We start from the raw sequence: 18,757 nt of genomic DNA on the forward strand, positions 1-18,757 counted from the left end.
ACTGACCTACCGCTTTCGCGAGCAGGCTCGCTCCCACACTGACCGTGCTCGACCTTGGATTTGTATTAACTCCAACAACAGAGGTTCCATGCCCAACCGCCCGCCTCTCGACGCCATCACCGCCCGCTGGTTGCCGTGGGTCGTCGCTATCGCTTTCTTCATGCAGTCCCTCGACGGGACCATTCTTAACACTGCCCTGCCCGCCATGGCTCGCGATCTCGCCGAAGATCCGTTGCGCATGCAAGGCGTGGTCATCTCTTACATGCTCACCGTGGCGCTGCTGATCCCCGCCTCAGGCTGGATCGCCGACCGCTTCGGCACCAAGAAAATCTTCTTCGGCGCGATTCTGCTGTTCAGCTTCGGCTCGCTGCTCTGCGCCTTGTCGAGCAGCCTGAGCATGCTGATTGGCGCCCGGGTCATTCAGGGCCTGGGCGGCGCATTGATGCTGCCAGTCGGACGACTAGTGGTGCTGCGCGCTTACCCACGATCCGAACTGGTGCGGATCATGGGCTTCATCACCATTCCCGGTCTGCTCGGCCCGCTGATCGGCCCGACCATGGGCGGCTGGATGGTCGAATACCTGACGTGGCACTGGATCTTCCTGATCAACCTGCCGGTCGGCGTGATCGGCTGCTACGCGGTGTGGAAGTTCATTCCCGACCTGCGCGGCACTGAGCGCACACGCTTCGATAGCCTCGGCTTCCTGCTGTTTGGTGCGGCGATGATTTTGATCACCATCGCCATGGAAGGCCTCGGCGAACTGCACCTGCCGCACCTGCGGGTGATGTTGCTGCTGTTCGGCGGCATGGCTTGTCTGGCGGCGTACTGGTTGCGCGCCGGGCACATCGAAAACCCGCTGTTCTCACCGTCGCTGTTCAAGACCCGCACCTTTGCCGTCGGCATTCTCGGCAACCTCTTCGCGCGTTTGGGCAGCGGTGCTCTGCCGTTTCTGGTGCCGCTGCTGCTGCAAGTAGCGCTGGGCTATTCGCCGTCGCAAGCGGGGATGAGCATGCTGCCGCTGGCCGCGGCGGCGATGATCGCCAAGTGGGTCGCGCGGCCGCTGATCGAACGGCTTGGCTATCGCATCGTCCTCACCGGCAACACATTGGCGCTGGGGATCATGCTGGCGAGCATGGGCCTGGTCAGCGAGCAAACGCCGTACTGGCTACTGCTGTGTCTGCTGGCAGTGCTAGGGGCGATCAACTCGCTGCAATTCACCGCGATGAACACCGTGACCCTGATTGATCTGGACGACGCCAGCGCCAGCAGTGGCAACAGTTTGCTCTCGGTGGTCGCGCAGTTGTCGCTGAGTCTTGGCGTTGCCTGCGCTGGTGCATTGCTCGGTGGGTTTACAGCGGAGGTCGGCAACGATGGCGTGGAAACCGTGCTCGGCGCGTTCCAGCTGACCTTCGTCACCGTCGGCATCATGGCGATGCTGGCCGCGACGATCTTCTCGCAACTGTCGAAAGAAGACGGCCGCCGCGCCAAACGCCCGGAAGAACACATCGAACATTAACCACTGTTCGTCCAGAACTTTCGAAGAAAGTGGCACGGGGCTGCTACACTGCGCGACATTTTGTTTTGCAGGCCAGTCCCGTGACCACCATCGCCACCGCTTTTAATACTCTGCCGCTGTCCGCCGCCATGCTGGCTAACCTCGAATCCCTCGGTTATGCCCAGATGACGCCGATCCAGGCGCAGAGCTTGCCGGTGATCCTCAAAGGGATGGACCTGATCGCCCAGGCCAAGACCGGCAGCGGCAAGACTGCCGCATTCGGCATCGGCCTGCTCAACCCGATCAACCCGCGCTACTTCGGTTGCCAGGCACTGGTGATCTGCCCGACGCGCGAGCTGGCCGACCAGGTCGCCAAGGAAATCCGTCGTCTGGCCCGTGCCGAAGACAACATCAAAGTCCTGACCCTGTGCGGCGGCGTGTCCTTCGGCCCGCAGATCGCTTCGCTGGAGCACGGCGCGCACATCATCGTCGGCACCCCGGGCCGCATCCAGCAGCACCTGCGCAAGGGTTCGCTGGTCCTCGATGGCCTGAACACGCTGATCCTCGACGAAGCCGATCGCATGCTTGACATGGGTTTCTACGACGCCATCGAAGACATCATCATCAAGACCCCGGAGCGTCGTCAGACCCTGCTGTTCTCCGCCACCTACCCGGTTGGCATCAAGCAACTGGCGTCGAAATTCATGCGTGATCCGCAAACGGTGAAAGCCGAAGCGTTCCACGATGACACGCAGATCGAGCAGCGCTTCTACGAGATCTCCCCGGAAGATCGTATGAGCGTGGTGACCAAAGTCCTGCACCACTTCCGCCCAGCGTCGTGCGTGGCGTTCTGCTTCACCAAGCAGCAAGTGCAGGAAACCGTTGATCACCTGACCGCCAAAGGCATTTCCGCCGTCGGCCTGCACGGCGACCTGGAACAGCGTGATCGCGATCAGGTGCTGGCGATGTTCGCCAACCGTAGTACTTCGGTACTGGTTGCCACCGACGTTGCCGCCCGTGGTCTGGATATCGATGCACTGGACATGGTGATCAACGTCGAACTGGCCCGCGATTCGGAAATCCACATTCACCGCGTTGGCCGTACCGGTCGTGCTGGTGAGAAAGGCATCGCCATCAGCCTGGTTGCACCGGGCGAAGCGCACCGCGCGCAAGCCATCGAGCAGCTGCAGAAATCGCCGCTGAACTGGGATCAGGTCGATAACCTCAAGTCCCAGGGCCTCGCCCCGCTGCAACCGCCGATGACCACGCTGTGCATCGGCGCGGGCCGTAAAGACAAGGTTCGCCCGGGAGACATCCTGGGTGCATTGACTGGCGATGCCGGCATTCCCGGTGCACAGGTTGGCAAGATCGCGATCTTCGACTTCCAGGCGTATGTAGCCGTGGACCGCACCGTGGCCATGCAGGCCTTGCAGCGCCTGAACGACGGCAAGATCAAGGGCCGTTCGCTGCGCGTTCGTATCCTCTGACCTGATCGTTCCCACGCTCTGCGTGGGAATGCATCCCGTGACGCTCCGCGTCACATAACAACGGACGCAGAGCGTCCATGGCGGCATTCCCACGCAGAGCGTGGGAACGATCATTGTGTGAGGACACCGTTTTGCGCTCTACCGAAGTCGTGATCATTGGCGCTGGCGCCGCGGGGTTGATGTGTGCACTGACCGCCGCCGGGCGCGGCCGTCAGGTATTGCTGCTCGACCACGCGAACAAGGCCGGCAAGAAAATCCTGATGTCGGGCGGTGGCCGCTGCAATTTCACCAACATGTACACCGAGCCGAGCAATTTCCTCTCGCAGAATCCGCATTTCTGCAAATCCGCACTGGCGCGTTACACCCAGTGGGATTTCATCGGCATGGTCGGCAAACACGCCGTGCCCTACCACGAGAAAAAACTCGGCCAGTTGTTCTGCGATAACAAATCCAGCGACATCCTCGAAATGCTCCTCACCGAGTGCGATCAGGCCGGCGTCGAGCTGCATCTGGACACGTCGATCCAGACCATCGAGAAGGTCGAAAGCGGTTACTTGCTCGACACCACCCTCGGTCAGGTCCAGTGCCAGTCGCTGGTGATCGCTACCGGCGGTCTGTCGATCCCGACGTTGGGCGCCACCGGGTTCGGTTATCAGGTTGCCAAGCAGTTCGGCCACGAGCTGCTGCCGACTCGCGCCGGGCTGGTGCCGTTCACCATCACCGATCAGCTCAAGGAACTCTGCACCGAGTTGTCCGGGACCTCAGTGGATTGTCTGGTCAGCTGCAACGACCAGAGCTTTCGCGAGAACATTCTGTTCACTCACCGTGGCCTTAGCGGCCCGGCGATTTTGCAGATTTCTTCGTTCTGGGAATCCGGCGACACGGTGGAGATCAACCTGCTGCCGGATCACGACGCGGCGAGCTGGCTGCAACAGCAAGTGGCCGAGCGCCCGAACAGTGAGTTGAAAACGTTGCTCGGTGAGATCTTCACCAAGAAGATGGCCAATTTGCTGGCGGACAACTGGTTTGTGTCCAAGCCGATGAAGCAGTACACCCACGCGGAACTGGCGGAAATCGCCGAGAAGCTGGGCAGCTGGAAAGTCGTGCCGGCGGGGACTGAGGGTTATCGCACCGCCGAAGTGACCCTCGGCGGCGTCGACACCCGCGAAGTTTCCTCCAAGACCATGGAATCGCTGAAAAGCCCCGGTCTGTACTTTATCGGCGAAGTCCTCGACGTCACCGGCCACCTGGGCGGCTTCAACTTCCAGTGGGCCTGGGCCTCCGGTTACGCGGCTGCGCAGTACGCCTGACTCAGAGCCAAATACAAAACCCTGTGGGAGCGAGCCTGCTCGCGAATGCGGTATATCAGTCGACATATGTGTTGAATGACACTCCGCTTTCGCGAGCAGGCTCGCTCCCACAGTGGTTTGTGGTGTATGTAAAAGGAACACTTTTTGCTGTCAGATGTGATCGGCGCCATTGCGTCGGCGTCATTACTGGCTCAATTTAGCGGCATCGCCTCGGAAGGCCTTCGCACTTCATGTCCTCGACCTCGTTTCGTCAGTCTTTGCGGCGCCTGTGGGCGCTGGATAAATTCAGCTACAGCGTGCGGGTGTTCATCGCCCTGACCGGCAGCATGGCGCTGTGTTGGTATCAGGATGAAATGGGCCTGCTGATCCCGTTGTTCCTGGGGATTATCGCCAGCGCCCTGGCCGAGACCGACGACAGTTGGCAGGGCCGCCTCAATGCCCTCGCGGTGACGCTGGTGTGTTTCAGCATCGCCGCGCTGTCGGTGGAATTGCTCTTCCCCTACCCCATTGTGTTTGCCATTGCTTTGGCGCTGGCCAGTTTCGGCCTGACCATGCTCGGTGCACTCGGCGAGCGTTATGGGGCGATTGCTTCGGCGACGTTGATTCTGTCGGTGTACACGATGATCGGCGTTGATCAGCGCGGCGGCGCGGTCACCGATTTCTGGCACGAGCCGATGCTGCTGGTCGCCGGCGCCGCCTGGTACGGCTTGCTCTCGGTGCTGTGGCAGGCGCTGTTTTCCAACCAGCCGGTGCAGCAGAGTCTGGCGCGGTTGTTCCGTGAATTGGGTTTTTACCTAAAGCTGAAGTCGTCGCTGTTCGAGCCGATCCGGCAGATGGATGTCGAAGCGCGGCGGCTGGAACTGGCCCAGCAGAACGGCCGTGTGGTGGCGGCGCTGAACAGTGCCAAGGAAATCATCCTGCACCGCGTCGGCAACGGCCGCCCCGGCTCGAAAGTCAGCCGCTATCTGAAGCTGTACTTCCTCGCGCAAGACATCCACGAACGCGCCAGTTCCTCGCACTATCCGTACAACGCGCTGGCCGAAGCGTTCTTCCACAGTGACGTGCTGTTCCGCTGCCAACGCCTGTTGCGCCAGCAAGGCAAGGCCTGCCGCGCACTGGCCGAATCGATCCAGATGCGCCAGCCATTCATTTACGACGCGAGTTTCGCCGAAGCCCTGAGCGACCTCGACGCCTCCCTCGAGCACCTGCGCATCCAGAGCAACCCGGCGTGGCGCGGATTGCTGCGTTCGCTGCGCGCACTGGCCGCCAACCTCGGCACCCTCGATCGTTTGCTCAGCGACGCGAGCAACCCCGACGCCTTGGCCGATGCGACTGACAGCAGCCTGCTCGACCGTTCACCGCGCAATCTCAAGGATGTGTGGATTCGCCTGCGCACGCAGCTGACGCCGACCTCTTTGTTGTTCCGTCATGCCCTGCGCCTGCCACTGGCGCTGAGTATCGGCTACGGCATGGTGCATTTGATTCACCCGTCGCAGGGTTACTGGATCATCCTCACCACCCTGTTTGTCTGCCAGCCGAACTACGGCGCGACGCGGCGCAAACTCGGTCAGCGAATTTTCGGCACCGCCATCGGCCTGACCGTGGCGTGGGCGCTGTTCGATCTGTTCCCAAGCCCACTGGTGCAGTCGTGTTTCGCCATCGCTGCCGGCGTGGTGTTCTTTACCAACCGCACCACCCGCTACACGTTGGCGACGGCGGCGATCACCATCATGGTGCTGTTCTGCTTCAACCAGGTCGGTGACGGTTATGGGCTGTTCCTGCCACGCCTGTTCGATACGCTGTTGGGCAGCCTGATTGCTGGCCTGACGGTGTTCCTGTTCCTGCCGGACTGGCAGGGTCGACGGCTGAACAAAGTGCTGGCCAACACCCTGACCTGCAACAGCATCTACCTGCGCCAGATCATGCAGCAATACGCCGCCGGCAAGAGCGACGACCTCGCCTATCGTCTGGCCCGACGCAACGCGCACAACGCCGATGCGGCGCTGTCGACAACGCTGGCGAACATGCTCATGGAGCCAGGGCATTTCCGGAAGGAAGCGGATGTCGGCTTCCGCTTTCTGGTGTTGTCGCACACCTTGTTGAGTTATCTGTCAGGGCTCGGCGCGCATCGCGAGACGCAGTTGCCGGCGGATGTGCGTGAGCATTTGATTGATGGCGCCGGGGTGAAACTGGCGACGAGCATTGATGAAATCGCCCAAGGTCTGGCGAACAAGCAGCCGGTGGCGATTCAGAGTGATGAAGAAGAAGCGCTGGCCAATGAGCTGGAGCAAATGCCGGATGAGATTGATGAGGGGCAGCGGTTGGTGCAGACGCAGTTGGCGTTGATCTGTCGGCAGTTGGGGCCATTGCGGACGCTAGCGGCGCATCTTATCAAGGACACCAGTGAGGTTAGTGCTGGCTGACAGGATGCCTTCGCGAGCAGGCTCGCTCCCACAGGGGCACCGCATTCCAAATTGTGGGAGCGAGCCTGCTCGCGAAGAGGCCATCAGCAACAACACAACTCTGTGATCAGAAACTCACATCCCATGCTGCCTCAACAACTTGTCATAACTCCCATCCGCCTTCATCGCCGCAATCGCCTTATCAAACCCCGCAACAATCTGCTCATGCTGCGGATTCTTCAGGCTCACCAGAATGTGCAGGCTGTTCTCACTCAACGGCTTGGGTAAAAACTCCACCGAATTGCGCACCTTGGCGGATTCCCGCGCAAGGTAATACTTCGCCACATACTCATCCTCCAGCGTCAATTTGACCCGATCCGCCGCGAGCATGCGTACGGCCATGGCAAAGTTATGCACAGGGACTTTCTGCAACGCCGTGTCGGCATCGAACGGCGCCGAATAGGCGTAGCCGCGCACCACAGCGATCGGATAGGTGTGCAGTTGCTGCAGATTTGAATACTCGAGTGGCGTGTCTTTGCGCTTGAGAAAGCGGATGCGATTGAGCAGGTATTCCCCGGAAAACTGGCCGAGCTTGGTCCGTTCGTCGTTGTACCAAGCGTTGACCAATACATCGTAGCGGCCCTCGCCAACGCCAAGCAGCGCCCGCGCCCAAGGCACCTGCTCGTAGCCGCTGGCATAACCGGCCCGGGCCAGCGCAGTTGTGACGATGTCGGTGGCCAGTCCGCCGTTGACCAGCGTGTCGTCGGTAAAGGGTGGCCAGATATCAAACACCAGCCGCAGCTTGTCCGCTGCAGCGGTCTGGGCCAGCAAGAGCAATCCGGTCAAAGCAAAGGCTCGATGCAAACGCGGCATGCTTGAAAATCCTTAGCGGGCGAGTTGCCCAGCATGTTTTCAGTCAAAACCCCAAGGCCCCTTACCGGCAAAACCCAGGCCCTAACATTAGCTCATTGCAGCCAGTGCACAGGGCTCTCCTGCAGATTACACAAAGTCGCCGGGGCTGCGAGAAAGGAATGATGGCATTTTGACCTTTGTCACAGACTCTTACGCCATACAGACATCTTTATCGCAGGCGCTTAGTATCGGGCGACACGTTCAAGGAATCGGCAAATGACAATCGAATGGGTCTGCAAACATCACAGTGATCTGGGCAAGGAACAGCTGTACGCGCTGTTGAAGCTGCGCTCGGACGTGTTCGTGGTTGAACAGAAATGCGCCTATCCGGACCTCGACGGTCAGGATCTGGAGGGCGATACCTATCACCTGATGGGTTGGGAAGATGACCAGTTGATGGCGTACCTGCGCCTGCTGGATCCGGAATCCCAGGGCGGCGACGTGGTGATCGGCCGCGTGATTACCGCACCACAAGGGCGCGGCAAAGGGCTGGGGCACGAAATGATGGAGCAGGCGTTGAAACAGGCGGAGAAGCATTGGCCACAAGTGCCGATCTATCTGTCAGCGCAGGCGCATTTGCAGGGGTACTACGGTCGGTACGGGTTTGTTGTGGCGGGGGAGGAGTATCTGGAGGATGACATTCCACATATCGGGATGCGTCGTGCCTGAAAAGCCCCTCACCCTAGCCCTCTCCCAGAGGGAGAGGGGACTGACCTTATCGTCTTGCGTCAGACATCGACCTGAAAAACCGCGTCGATTATGGATTCACAGCAGCACTTTCAGGTCGGCGTAACTTACGAGCATCTCGCGGTCGGCCCCCTCTCCCTCCGGGAGAGGGCTGGGGTGAGGGCATTTAGGGATACTCAAGCACAGCCTTGATCTGCCGCAAATTACGCTCGATCCACCCGCGATCAATCGCCCCCCACTCGCGAATCCGATAGCGCCCCGCATGGTTGCGCGCGCCCTCTTCCTGCTCGAATTCACAAACGATATCCAGATCCGCCAACGCCGCAATCGTGTCCTGCGCCGTGCGCCGGGGCATGCCGGTCACTTCGGTCAGCGTCGGCACACTCGGCGCCAGACCGCTGTCGATCAGGTACGCCACATACAAGCGGCGGTAGAAACTGCTTTTGGTCTTGCTGACGTCCATCCCCACCTTCCTGGTTGCGTACTGTTAAGCCTGCATATCCCGCCACGTCAGGTACACGCGCAGATCAAACTCGACCTGGTGATACCCCGGCAGCATGTGCTCGCACAATTTATAGAACGCCTTGTTGTGATCCGATTCCTTGAAGTGCGCCAGTTCATGCACCACGATCATTTTCAGAAAGTCCGGCGCGGCGTCTTTGAACAACGAGGCGATACGAATCTCTTTCTTGGCCTTGAGCTTGCCGCCCTGCACCCGTGACACCGTGGTGTGCAGACCGAGGGCGCGGTGGGTCAGGTCGAGGCGGTTGTCGAACAGCACCTTGTCGATGGCCGGCGCGTTGCGCAGGTATTCCTGCTTCAAGTCCAGCGCGTAGCTGTACAAGGCCTTGTCGCTCTGTACGTCGTGGCGCCCCGAATAGCGTTGATTCAGGTATTCACCCAGACGCCCTTCGGCGATCAGTTGGCGCACCTGATCCTGCAATTGCGCGGGATAGGCCTGGAGGTACTTCAACACAGTCATGGACGAGCGACACGGTTCGAAAAAGGTGCGCCAGTGTAGCGAATTCAACCGGGCAGCGCGCTCCAGTCAAACGGTTCGGCGAAGCTCGCAGCGTCCTCGGCGATCAATGGACGCGCGACAAGGAAGCCCTGCACGTACTCGCAGCCGTGGGCTTGCAGCCACTGATATTGCTCGATGGTTTCCACACCTTCGGCAATCACCAGTAAACCGTATTGCTTGCACAGACTGATCACCGTGCTGACCAGTGAGGCGTCGCGTTTCGAGTCCGGCAATCGCGCAATGAGATGGCGATCAAGCTTGAGCGTATCGAGTTCCAGATCGCGCAGATGCGCCAGCGAACACGGCCCCGAGCCAAAATCATCCAGTGCCACGCGCACGCCGAGATTGCGCAGCAAACGTAACTGCTTGCGGGTTTCATCGGGGTTTTGCATCAGCGCTTCTTCGGTGACCTCGACCTCCAGCTGCCGGGGTTGCAAGGAATGTCGCTCCATCACCTGACGCAACTCGGTGACCAGATTCGGCAGGCTGAACTGGGTGTTGCTCAAACTCACGCCGAGCACCAGATCTTCGGCAAACAAAGTTTCCCAGGCTTTGCGCTGACCGGCGCCGCGATGATAAATCCAGCTGCCGAGGCGGCTGATCAGCCGCGCCTCTTCCAGCAGCGGCAGGAACAATCCCGGCGGAACATCACCGACACTTGGATGTTGCCAGCGCAGCAAAGCCTCAAAACCACGAATCTGGCCAGTGTCGATGGCCACTTGCGGCTGATATACCAAGTTGAAATCGCGATTCTCGATGGCGGCACGCACACTCTCTTCGAGCATCAACCGCGAGCGCGCCCGGCCATTCATTTCATGATCATAAAAGCGATATTGCTGACGTCCGGCGCGTTTGGCCTCGTACATCGCGATATCGGAGGCACGCAGCAATCCGTCAAGGTTAGAGCCGCAGTCCGGGTAAGTGGCGATGCCGATGCTGGCACCCAGCGCGATGTCCAACCCTTCGATCTGCTGACAGATCGACACCCGCTCAATGAGCTTTTCGGCAATCTTCGCCGCTTGCTCGGGGAATTCCAGATCGAGCAGCGCGGTAAATTCATCACCGCCCATGCGCGCGAGAATATCGAACGGTCGCAGGCAGGCTTTTAACTGCTCGGAGACCCAGCGCAGTACACGATCGCCGGCATCGTGACCGAGTGAATCGTTGACCCGTTTGAAGCCATCAAGATCCAGATACAGCAACACCCAACTGCTGTCGCTGCGCTCACCACGCAACAGCAGGTTTTCAACAGTCTGGTAAAAGCCGCGCCGGTTAAGCAACCCGGTCAGTGGATCGGTCACCGCTTGAAATTCCAGTTGCTGGTGCAAGTGTCGAACCACCGACATGTCCAGCACAGTCACCACCATCGCGTGTTGCTCGGCAGGCAACGCCGCACAGGACAGCGCCACCGGCACCTGCTGGCCGGGCGCGGTGCGCAGCAAGGCGTCGTGCAGCCTTAACGTCTCGCCACGTTTATAGCTGGCATAAAACTCGGAATCGGCCCACAGCGGAATGTGCGGCTTCTGTAGAAAATCGAGAAACTCCTTACCTTCGAGCTCCTTCACCGGCGCATTCAGCAACCGCGAAATCGCCGGATTGGCAAAACGTATCAAACCGTCCTCACCCACCACCAGAATGCCTTCGGCGGCGTTATCCAGCACCGAGGCATTGAAGGCGCGCGCCACTTCCAGGTCATGGCTCAGGCGCTGCAAGGCGCGGCGATTGCGCTGGTGTTCCAGCAACGCCTGCACCTTGGGCTTGAGGATCTGCGGGTCGAACGGCTTAAACAGGTAATCCACCGCGCCACTCGCGTAGCCCTTGATCACGGCGTCCTGGGATTGTTCGTTGGCGGTCAGAAAGATGATCGGCGTCAGGCGCGTGCGCTGGCTACCACGCATCAATCGCGCCACTTCAAAGCCGTCCATGCCCGGCATCTGCACGTCCAGCAGCACCAGATCGACGTCGTGGGAGAGCAGAATATTGAGCGCTTCGAAGCCGGAGGCTGCGGTGAGGACGTGCCAATCCTGACGCTGCAGCAATGCGCGCATGCTGATCAGATTTTCAGGGTAATCATCAACGATCAAAAGGACAGAGCTGCCTTCACCTGGCGGGGGTTGCGCGCATTCCATGCTGCTTCTCTTGTCGGGACTTTTGGTCGGCTTCCGGTAAAAACCGCACACATACTGAGCCTTCACTCTAGTACTGGATCCAAGAAAGCAGAAGCTGTCATCAGGCCATCATTTAACCAAAGCGTGAGTTTGCCGACTAACGGTCACCGCTGAAGCCCCCGGAAACCGGCAGAGATGGCATTTCGACAGGATGTTGACGTCAATCATCTGCCAAACGGGCATTAACAAAAAATCCCTCTACGCTTATAAAGGCCGCCCCAAAACGTGCGGGCTAGAGCTTCTGGCACGTGCGTGCAGTGAAACTTGAGTGGAAGAACCGACATGATCGATCTCGCAACCTGGAACCTCAGCGTTCCCGTTGGCAGCCCGCCATACACCGTCGAAACCTCCAAACTGGTGAACGGCTTCAAAGATCAGTACTTCCATTCCGACACCGGCACCTTGTTCTTCTGGTCACCGGTTACCGGGTCAAAAACCGAAAACGCCATTTATCCCCGCACTGAACTGCGCGAGACCTACAGCAACGGCACGCTGCGCAACTGGTATTACCCGGATGCCGACAACCTGCTGCGGGCGACCCTTACGGTTAACAAAGTGCCGAGTTCCGGCAAGATCGTCATTGGCCAGATTCATGCATATGAAAGCCAGAAGCCGATGGTCAAACTTGAGTATCAGTACAAGACAAAAACCGAAACCGGCAACCTGGTGATCAAGGTGCGCATGCATCCGGATGACGACGAAAGCCGTGTCATCACCCTGGCGACCGGGATCAAACTGGATCGCGAATTCAACTACCTTATCCACCTCAGCCCCGGCGGTGCGTTGGGTGTGAGTGCAGCGGGTTATCAGTGGGATTCACAGATCAGCGCGACGTGGCGCAACAAGCCGCTGTATTTCAAGGCTGGGGTTTATGTGCAGGACAACACCGGGTATACGAGTGAGGGCGGGCAAGTGACCTTCAGCAAGCTGGATATTGATCATGATAAATAACAGGGCACTGACCTGAGCATCAATTATCGATGACTTAAAATCAAAATCGGCAGACTTTCTCAAGTCTGCCGCATGACATTGATATCGCAGCAAAGAAGAAATTAACTACTTTTAAAATCAAACATCGCAATCAAAGAAAATGCTTTTTCTTCAGCACAATAGATCACACCCTTCGGATAATCTCCGCCTCGCTCCAAACAAACAAAGCCCTTGGCGCTCCTAGAATTATCAATCCCGTCCAACTCCAGCTGCACGTGGGCAGCTGTGCCGGGGGCACCCAAATTGTGCGGTTCGTCAAGCGGAAGGTTTTTGCGGAAGGTGGAACCAATATAGAACTCATTCCTGCCTAGATACTGAAAAAATTTGAAATTAAAATATTCTCCACTGTGTTCCAAAAACTCTCTACCACGAATTGAGACGGTAAAGCTTTCCCCCCCGGGAATCGCCAGAAACATTTGAACGTCGCCAACACCAACACTGGTAACTCTTTTGTCCTTTTGCATTTTTTCCATCCTGAAAGATAACTGAGCGCCCACGATAGATCGCCAATAAACTTTCCACACCTGTAAGATCTGACAGGTTTTTATACATAAAAAATATAGCCAGTGTCTTTTTAGAAGTTTAATCAACAAACCTGATCAGTTATCCAGCCAAAAACTGGATACTTGGTTGAACGCTCTCGAATTTGGATTACACCCAGGCGACGCTTTATTTAAACGACGCGTTTAGTTTTCTCGGCCGTCACTTCCGGATGCCTACAACAGCTTGCGCCGTTGCCTACCACTACGCCAGAATCCGCCGGCTTGTGCGCCTGGCGGGCCATCGGTAACTTGATTCGCGTCACTGATTTCCAGTGATCGGGTTTAGTAGCCCGTGGTTACGCGATGCGCATTGGCACCATTCAGTCGGGCATAACCCGCGCTTGATGGTAGCTGTTCGCAGGGCGCCTTCGGGTGCGCCGGTCGCGTCTCCCCGGTCTACTAACCTGCGTTCAGCTGCCACCCCTTCGTTTAGTAGCGATCCGGTGTCGGCTCCATTTACCGGAGACGAAATATGATCAGATCAACGCCGCACCCGCCAGAAACAGACCCCGCATCGCCCTACGAATCTCTTGATTCCAAAAAACTCAACGACGCCGCCGAGCGCGCCCTCGACCATTACCTCAAACCGTCCGCCTTCATCATGGCCAGCACGCATAAACCCGAGCCCATGTACCTCGCCAACCCGAAGTACAACACCGAATCCCTGCTGGCCAACGCCAGCGAAACCCTGGGTTCAGCCAGTGAAATGCTCAACAACTTCGCCGCCATGCTGAACACCTCACACCGCAAGACCGCGCTGGGGATCGCGCAGGTCGTCATGCTCGGTGAACTGGCAGTGAATCAGGCACTGGATCATGTCGAATTGAAGGAGTAGTTCTACTCCGGAAAAAACCCGCCTCTTGGCGGGTTTTTATAAGAACGATCTAAAAATATATACCCTTTTTACGCCCCCTAAACCTACCAAAAGTTATATACCAGGATAAGTTTATCGCCAATAAATATTAAAACCTGTCAGTTATTACAGGTTCAATTTACAAAACAACCGCCTAACATTCTTCAAGCCAAGAGCTATCACAGCAAAAACAATTGGCTGAACGTGCGTGTCTTATTTAGAAATCAGGTAAGACTCGACTCATATTACAAGGAGTAATAAACATGGCTAATGAAACAACTATCACATCCATCCGAAAAGACGTAAATGGCTTTTTTATTACCGGAAAATCCGTTCCTAACAGCAGGATTTACGTCACGCTATCTCCAAACGGCGCGACTCAGCTGGGATCAGGAGAGTCTTACGGAGACGGAAATTTTGGCTTTACAATTAGCTTCCCGGATAGAGGATTACAAAAAGTTGTTGCAACAGCCTTGGTAAATGGTGTCGCTGACAATACAAGATGGTCAGCGGTATATGCGTATAATGTTGCATAATTTAAACCCCGCAAACTTATGCCCTCTGCTTTAGCGAACGAGTCATCCACAAAAAACCCGCCTCACGGCGGGTTTCTTTTAAAGCAGTCTAACGCTCAGGCTTAGTTAACCTTAGCGTTCAACTCACCCTTCAGATAACGCTGGTACATCGCTTCCAGCGAGATCGGTTTGATCTTCGAAGCATTACCGGCAGTACCAAACGCTTCATAACGAGCGATACACACATCACGCATCGCCGTCACAGTCGCGCCGAAGAATTTACGCGGGTCGAATTCGCTCGGGTTGGTGGCCATCAGGCGACGCATCGCACCGGTGGATGCCAGGCGCAGGTCGGTGTCGATGTTGACCTTGCGCACGCCGTGCTTGATGCCTTCGACGATTTCTTCAACCGGTACGCCGTAGGTTTCTTTGATGTCGCCGCCGTACTGGTTGATGATCGCCAGCCACTCTTGTGGCACCGAGGACGAACCGTGCATCACCAGGTGGGTGTTCGGGATGCGTTTGTGGATTTCCTTGATGCGGTCGATCGCCAGCACGTCACCGGTAGGTGGCTTGGTGAACTTGTAGGCGCCGTGGCTGGTGCCGATGGCGATGGCCAGGGCATCGACTTGGGTGCGTTTGACGAAGTCAGCGGCTTCTTCCGGGTCGGTCAGCATTTGGCTGTGATCCAGAACGCCTTCGGCGCCGATGCCGTCTTCTTCACCGGCCATGCCGGTTTCCAGCGAACCCAGGCAGCCCAGCTCGCCTTCTACCGAAACGCCGCAGGCGTGAGCCATGGCCACGGTTTGTTGGGTAACACGGACGTTGTAGTCGTAGTCGGTCGGGGTCTTGCCGTCTTCGCCCAGCGAGCCGTCCATCATCACCGAGCTGAAGCCCAGTTGAATCGAGCGCTGGCAGACGTCAGGGCTGGTGCCGTGGTCCTGGTGCATGCACACCGGGATGTGCGGGAATTCTTCGATCGCGGCGAGGATCAGGTGACGCAGGAAAGGCGCGCCGGCGTATTTACGGGCGCCGGCCGAAGCCTGAACGATCACCGGGGAGTCAGTCTTGTCAGCGGCTTCCATGATGGCGCGCATCTGCTCAAGGTTGTTGACGTTGAAGGCTGGTACGCCGTAGCCGAATTCGGCTGCGTGGTCCAACATCTGGCGCATGCTGATAAGTGCCATTGTGTGTATCTCTCCCGGTTGAGGGTCGTTAATCGTGCCAGCCTGCCGGAGCGGCGGCGGCTATTCAAGTGATTGCAGATCGGGGGGTGAGGCCCGGTCTGGTGATTCGATAAAGCCAATTCTTAATTACTGCGCAGAACCCCTGTAGGAGTGAGCCTGCTCGCGATAGCCATCTTGCAGTCAATATTGCAGTGACTGTCATACCGCTATCGCGAGCAGGCTCACTCCTACATTGGGCCTGTGGTGTTTCAATTACTGCGCCTTGCAGCCGCGGCCAATCAGGTCATTGGTGGCAACCCAGTACACCAGGCCTTCTTCACCCTTGACGTGAAACGCCAGCATGCCGTCGCTGTAAAGCGTGCCTGAAGCGCCCGGCTCTTCTTTCAGGCGATAGACCTGATCACCGCCACCCAGTCGTACGTCGACTTCCTTCTGGCCGGCATCGGCGTAACGCCACAGCACTTTGGCCTGGCTGTCGCAGGTCCAGGTGGTCCAGTTGTCCGCGGGGGCAGACGACTGAAACAGGTTCAACTGCGCGCAACCGCCCAACAATGCCAACGCCGCAATGGCGATCAAGCCTTTCATCCGTGTTCCTCGACTGACGGCACACGCCGCCAGCCCTGAGTTAAAGAGTCAGACCCGTCAAGGACAACCATGTTCCTTGGCAGGGGTTTGCGTCTCGTATTTGTCCAGACCGTCCGGCCCCGAGCGCTTGTTCAGCACCGGGTTGGTTTCGGCCTGCCAGTCGGCCTGATAACAGCCCTTCTGCGACTCGCTCGGCGCCGGCGTGGCTTCGGCCTTCGGGTTACTCCCGCAGGCCGCCAGCGTACCGGTCAGCAACAACAGCGCTAACGACCTGACCATGTAAACACTCCTTTGCCTGGCCAAACGGGCGGCCTCAGGCCTTGGCCCGGCTTTCCAGGACTTCAACGGCTGGCAGCACTTTGCCCTCGACGAATTCGAGGAACGCGCCACCACCGGTGGAAATGTAGGAGATTTGCTCAGCCACGCCATATTTATCGATCGCAGCCAGAGTGTCGCCACCGCCAGCGATGGAGAACGCCGAGCTTTCAGCAATGGCCTGGGCCAGTACTTTGGTGCCGTTACCGAACTGGTCGAATTCGAACACGCCGACCGGGCCGTTCCACAGAATGGTTTTCGAGGATTTCAGCAGTTCCGCGAAGTTGGCTGCGGTTTGCGGGCCGATGTCCAGAATCATGTCGTCCGCCGCGACGTCAGCGATCAGCTTGACGGTGGCTTCGGCGGTTTCAGCGAATTCTTTGGCAACCACTACGTCAACCGGCAGCGGCACACTGACTTTGGCAGCGATGGCGCGTGCGGTGTCGAGCAGGTCCGGTTCGTACAGCGACTTGCCAACCGGGTGACCGGCGGCCGCGAGGAAAGTGTTGGCGATGCCGCCGCCGACGATCAGTTGATCGCAGATCTGGCTCAGGCTGTTCAGCACGTCGAGTTTGGTCGACACCTTGGAGCCGGCAACGATAGCCGCCATTGGTTGTGCCGGAGCACCGAGGGCTTTGCCCAGTGCGTCCAGTTCAGCGGCCAGCAGCGGGCCAGCAGCGGCGACTTTGGCGAACTTGGCCACGCCGTGGGTCGAACCTTCAGCGCGGTGAGCGGTGCCGAAAGCGTCCATCACAAACACGTCGCACAGGGCGGCGTATTGCTGGGCCAGTTCGTCAGCGTTCTTTTTCTCGCCTTTGTTGAAGCGCACGTTTTCGAACAGCACGATGTCGCCGGCCTTGACGTCAACGCCGCCCAGGTAATCAGCCACCAGCGGCACTTCGCGGCCCAGCGCTTTGCTCAGGTAGTCAGCGACAGGCTTGAGGCTGTTCTCGGCGGAGAACTCGCCTTCGGTCGGACGGCCAAGGTGCGAGCAGACCATCACCGCCGCGCCTTTTTCCAGGGCCAGCTTGATGGTCGGCAGCGAAGCCAGGATACGCGCATCGCTGGTGACAACACCGTCCTTGACTGGGACGTTGAGGTCTTCGCGGATCAATACGCGCTTACCTTGCAGATCGAGGTCGGACATCTTCAACACGGTCATGGGTCGCACTTCCTACGGTTTTTTTGAAGTTGCTGTTTGCAGATAGTGTTCTGCAACGTCCAGCATTCGGTTGGCAAAACCCCATTCGTTGTCGAACCAGGCCAGGATGTTCACCAGCTTCGGGCCGGAAACACGGGTCTGACTGGCATCGACGATGGCCGAATGTGGGTCATGGTTGAAATCACAGCTGGCGTGCGGCAACTCGGTGTAAGCCAGCAAGCCTTTGAGCGGGCCATGGGTGGCGGCCTCGCGCAGGATCCGGTTGACCTCATTGGCGTCAGTCGCGGTGGCGGTCTGCATCGTGATGTCGAGGCAGGACACGTTGACCGTCGGCACGCGTACGGCTTTGGCCTGAATTCGCCCGGCAAGTTCCGGCAGCAGGCGCTCGATGCCACGCGCCAGACCAGTGGACACCGGGATCACCGACTGGAACGCCGAACGGGTGCGGCGCAAGTCTTCGTGGTGATAGGCGTCGATCACCGGCTGATCGTTCATCGCCGAGTGAATAGTGGTGATCGACACGTAATCGAGGCCGATGGCCTTGTCGAGCAGACGCAACAGCGGCACGCCGCAGTTGGTGGTGCAGGAGGCGTTGGACACCAGCAGTTCGTCGCCGGTCAGGCAATCCTGATTGACGCCATAGACGATGGTGGCGTCGACATCTGCCTCGCTGGCCATCGGCTGCGAGAACAACACGCGTGGCGCGCCAGCGTCGAGAAAGCGCTGGCCGTCGGCACGGGTGTTATAGGCACCTGAGCATTCGAGCACCAGATCGACGCCCAGCGACGCCCAATCGATGCCTTCGGGGGTGGCACTGCGCAGGACCTTCACGCAGTCGCCATTAATATGCAGACAATCGCCGTCTACTCGCACTTCGCCCGGAAAACGGCCGTGGGTGGAGTCAAAGCGTGTCAGGTATTCGATGCTGGCCATGTCCGCCAGATCGTTGATCGCGACAATTTCAAACCCGGCTTCTTCGCCTCGCTCAAACAACGCACGCAAGACGCAACGACCAATCCGGCCGTAGCCGTTGAGTGCAACTTTGAAGGGACGCGGTTGAGGCATGGGGTTCTCGATTACCGTGGTGAATCGGGTAGTGCGATGTTGCCCGAACCAACGCTTTCGC

General features: G+C 58.3%; 18 protein-coding genes. 8 read left to right on the forward strand and 10 right to left on the reverse strand.

Annotated features, from left to right (window positions below; all coding sequences use genetic code 11):
• Window positions 1-88 precede the first annotated feature (88 nt).
• The 4 genes from mdtD (at window position 89) to yccS (ending at window position 6,715) form a co-directional block, all read left to right on the forward strand.
• The gene (mdtD, locus tag AC5SEM_RS23685) at window positions 89-1,516 is read left to right on the forward strand and encodes a multidrug transporter subunit MdtD (protein WP_495471396.1); all 1,428 of its coding nucleotides are present in this window, start codon (window positions 89-91) and stop codon (window positions 1,514-1,516) included.
• 80 nt (window positions 1,517-1,596) lie between these two features.
• A complete protein-coding gene (dbpA, locus tag AC5SEM_RS23690) occupies window positions 1,597-2,982 on the forward strand; it encodes an ATP-dependent RNA helicase DbpA (RefSeq protein ID WP_077574844.1) in 1,386 nt (461 codons plus the stop codon).
• A gap of 131 nt (window positions 2,983-3,113) precedes the next feature.
• On the forward strand, window positions 3,114-4,292 hold the full coding sequence (locus AC5SEM_RS23695) for a BaiN/RdsA family NAD(P)/FAD-dependent oxidoreductase (RefSeq protein ID WP_495471397.1): 1,179 nt from the start codon (window positions 3,114-3,116) through the stop codon (window positions 4,290-4,292).
• A 230-nt stretch (window positions 4,293-4,522) separates the two neighbouring features.
• Entirely contained in the window at window positions 4,523-6,715 is a 2,193-nt protein-coding gene (yccS, locus tag AC5SEM_RS23700; RefSeq protein ID WP_122604380.1) for a YccS family putative transporter, read from the forward strand.
• 114 nt (window positions 6,716-6,829) lie between these two features.
• On the opposite strand, the gene AC5SEM_RS23705 is transcribed toward yccS, so the two are convergent.
• Entirely contained in the window at window positions 6,830-7,567 is a 738-nt protein-coding gene (locus tag AC5SEM_RS23705; protein WP_077574847.1) for a substrate-binding periplasmic protein, read from the reverse strand.
• A 255-nt stretch (window positions 7,568-7,822) separates the two neighbouring features.
• Here AC5SEM_RS23705 and AC5SEM_RS23710 point away from each other — a divergent pair, with 255 nt between their 5' ends.
• Window positions 7,823-8,275, forward strand: a complete 453-nt coding sequence (locus AC5SEM_RS23710) for a GNAT family N-acetyltransferase (protein WP_034153611.1) — start codon at window positions 7,823-7,825, stop codon at window positions 8,273-8,275.
• Between the two features lie 184 nt (window positions 8,276-8,459).
• On the opposite strand, the gene AC5SEM_RS23715 is transcribed toward AC5SEM_RS23710, so the two are convergent.
• Genes AC5SEM_RS23715 through AC5SEM_RS23725 form a run of 3 tightly spaced genes read right to left on the reverse strand, consistent with a single transcriptional unit; the run spans window position 8,460 to window position 11,443 of the window.
• Complete coding sequence (locus tag AC5SEM_RS23715) at window positions 8,460-8,756, reverse strand: winged helix-turn-helix domain-containing protein (protein ID WP_007913779.1); 297 nt, start codon at window positions 8,754-8,756, stop codon at window positions 8,460-8,462.
• Window positions 8,757-8,780: 24 nt separating this feature from the next.
• Entirely contained in the window at window positions 8,781-9,275 is a 495-nt protein-coding gene (locus AC5SEM_RS23720) for a M48 metallopeptidase family protein (RefSeq protein ID WP_034153713.1), read from the reverse strand.
• 44 nt (window positions 9,276-9,319) lie between these two features.
• The gene (locus AC5SEM_RS23725) at window positions 9,320-11,443 is read right to left on the reverse strand and encodes a putative bifunctional diguanylate cyclase/phosphodiesterase (RefSeq protein WP_077574848.1); all 2,124 of its coding nucleotides are present in this window, start codon (window positions 11,441-11,443) and stop codon (window positions 9,320-9,322) included.
• 321 nt (window positions 11,444-11,764) lie between these two features.
• On the opposite strand from AC5SEM_RS23725, the gene AC5SEM_RS23730 reads away from it, so the two are divergent.
• Complete coding sequence (locus AC5SEM_RS23730) at window positions 11,765-12,433, forward strand: polysaccharide lyase family 7 protein (protein ID WP_034153613.1); 669 nt, start codon at window positions 11,765-11,767, stop codon at window positions 12,431-12,433.
• 101 nt (window positions 12,434-12,534) lie between these two features.
• Here AC5SEM_RS23730 and AC5SEM_RS23735 read toward each other — a convergent pair whose 3' ends face one another.
• Window positions 12,535-12,936, reverse strand: a complete 402-nt coding sequence (locus AC5SEM_RS23735; protein WP_495471398.1) for a hypothetical protein — start codon at window positions 12,934-12,936, stop codon at window positions 12,535-12,537.
• Window positions 12,937-13,486: 550 nt separating this feature from the next.
• On the opposite strand from AC5SEM_RS23735, the gene AC5SEM_RS23740 reads away from it, so the two are divergent.
• Window positions 13,487-13,849, forward strand: coding sequence for a DUF6124 family protein (locus AC5SEM_RS23740; RefSeq protein ID WP_495471399.1), 363 nt, complete (start codon window positions 13,487-13,489; stop codon window positions 13,847-13,849).
• 281 nt (window positions 13,850-14,130) lie between these two features.
• Window positions 14,131-14,403 carry a hypothetical protein gene (locus AC5SEM_RS23745; RefSeq protein ID WP_495471400.1) on the forward strand — a complete coding sequence of 91 codons (273 nt, stop codon included), beginning with the start codon at window positions 14,131-14,133 and terminating at the stop codon, window positions 14,401-14,403.
• Between the two features lie 101 nt (window positions 14,404-14,504).
• On the opposite strand, the gene fba is transcribed toward AC5SEM_RS23745, so the two are convergent.
• The 5 genes from fba to epd all read right to left on the reverse strand — a co-directional run bounded on the left by fba (window position 14,505) and on the right by epd (window position 18,696).
• Window positions 14,505-15,569, reverse strand: a complete 1,065-nt coding sequence (gene fba, locus AC5SEM_RS23750; protein WP_008081027.1) for a class II fructose-bisphosphate aldolase — start codon at window positions 15,567-15,569, stop codon at window positions 14,505-14,507.
• Between the two features lie 252 nt (window positions 15,570-15,821).
• The gene (locus AC5SEM_RS23755; RefSeq protein WP_016987235.1) at window positions 15,822-16,154 is read right to left on the reverse strand and encodes an MliC family protein; all 333 of its coding nucleotides are present in this window, start codon (window positions 16,152-16,154) and stop codon (window positions 15,822-15,824) included.
• A 57-nt stretch (window positions 16,155-16,211) separates the two neighbouring features.
• Window positions 16,212-16,433 (reverse strand): hypothetical protein, encoded by a 222-nt coding sequence (locus AC5SEM_RS23760; RefSeq protein WP_495471401.1) that lies wholly within the window; start codon window positions 16,431-16,433, stop codon window positions 16,212-16,214.
• A gap of 34 nt (window positions 16,434-16,467) precedes the next feature.
• Complete coding sequence (locus AC5SEM_RS23765) at window positions 16,468-17,631, reverse strand: phosphoglycerate kinase (protein WP_007913753.1); 1,164 nt, start codon at window positions 17,629-17,631, stop codon at window positions 16,468-16,470.
• Between the two features lie 12 nt (window positions 17,632-17,643).
• Window positions 17,644-18,696, reverse strand: a complete 1,053-nt coding sequence (epd, locus tag AC5SEM_RS23770) for an erythrose-4-phosphate dehydrogenase (RefSeq protein WP_368967873.1) — start codon at window positions 18,694-18,696, stop codon at window positions 17,644-17,646.
• Between the last annotated feature and the right edge of the window lie 61 nt (window positions 18,697-18,757).

The sequence above is a fragment of the Pseudomonas sp. CH61 genome (assembly GCF_059429415.1).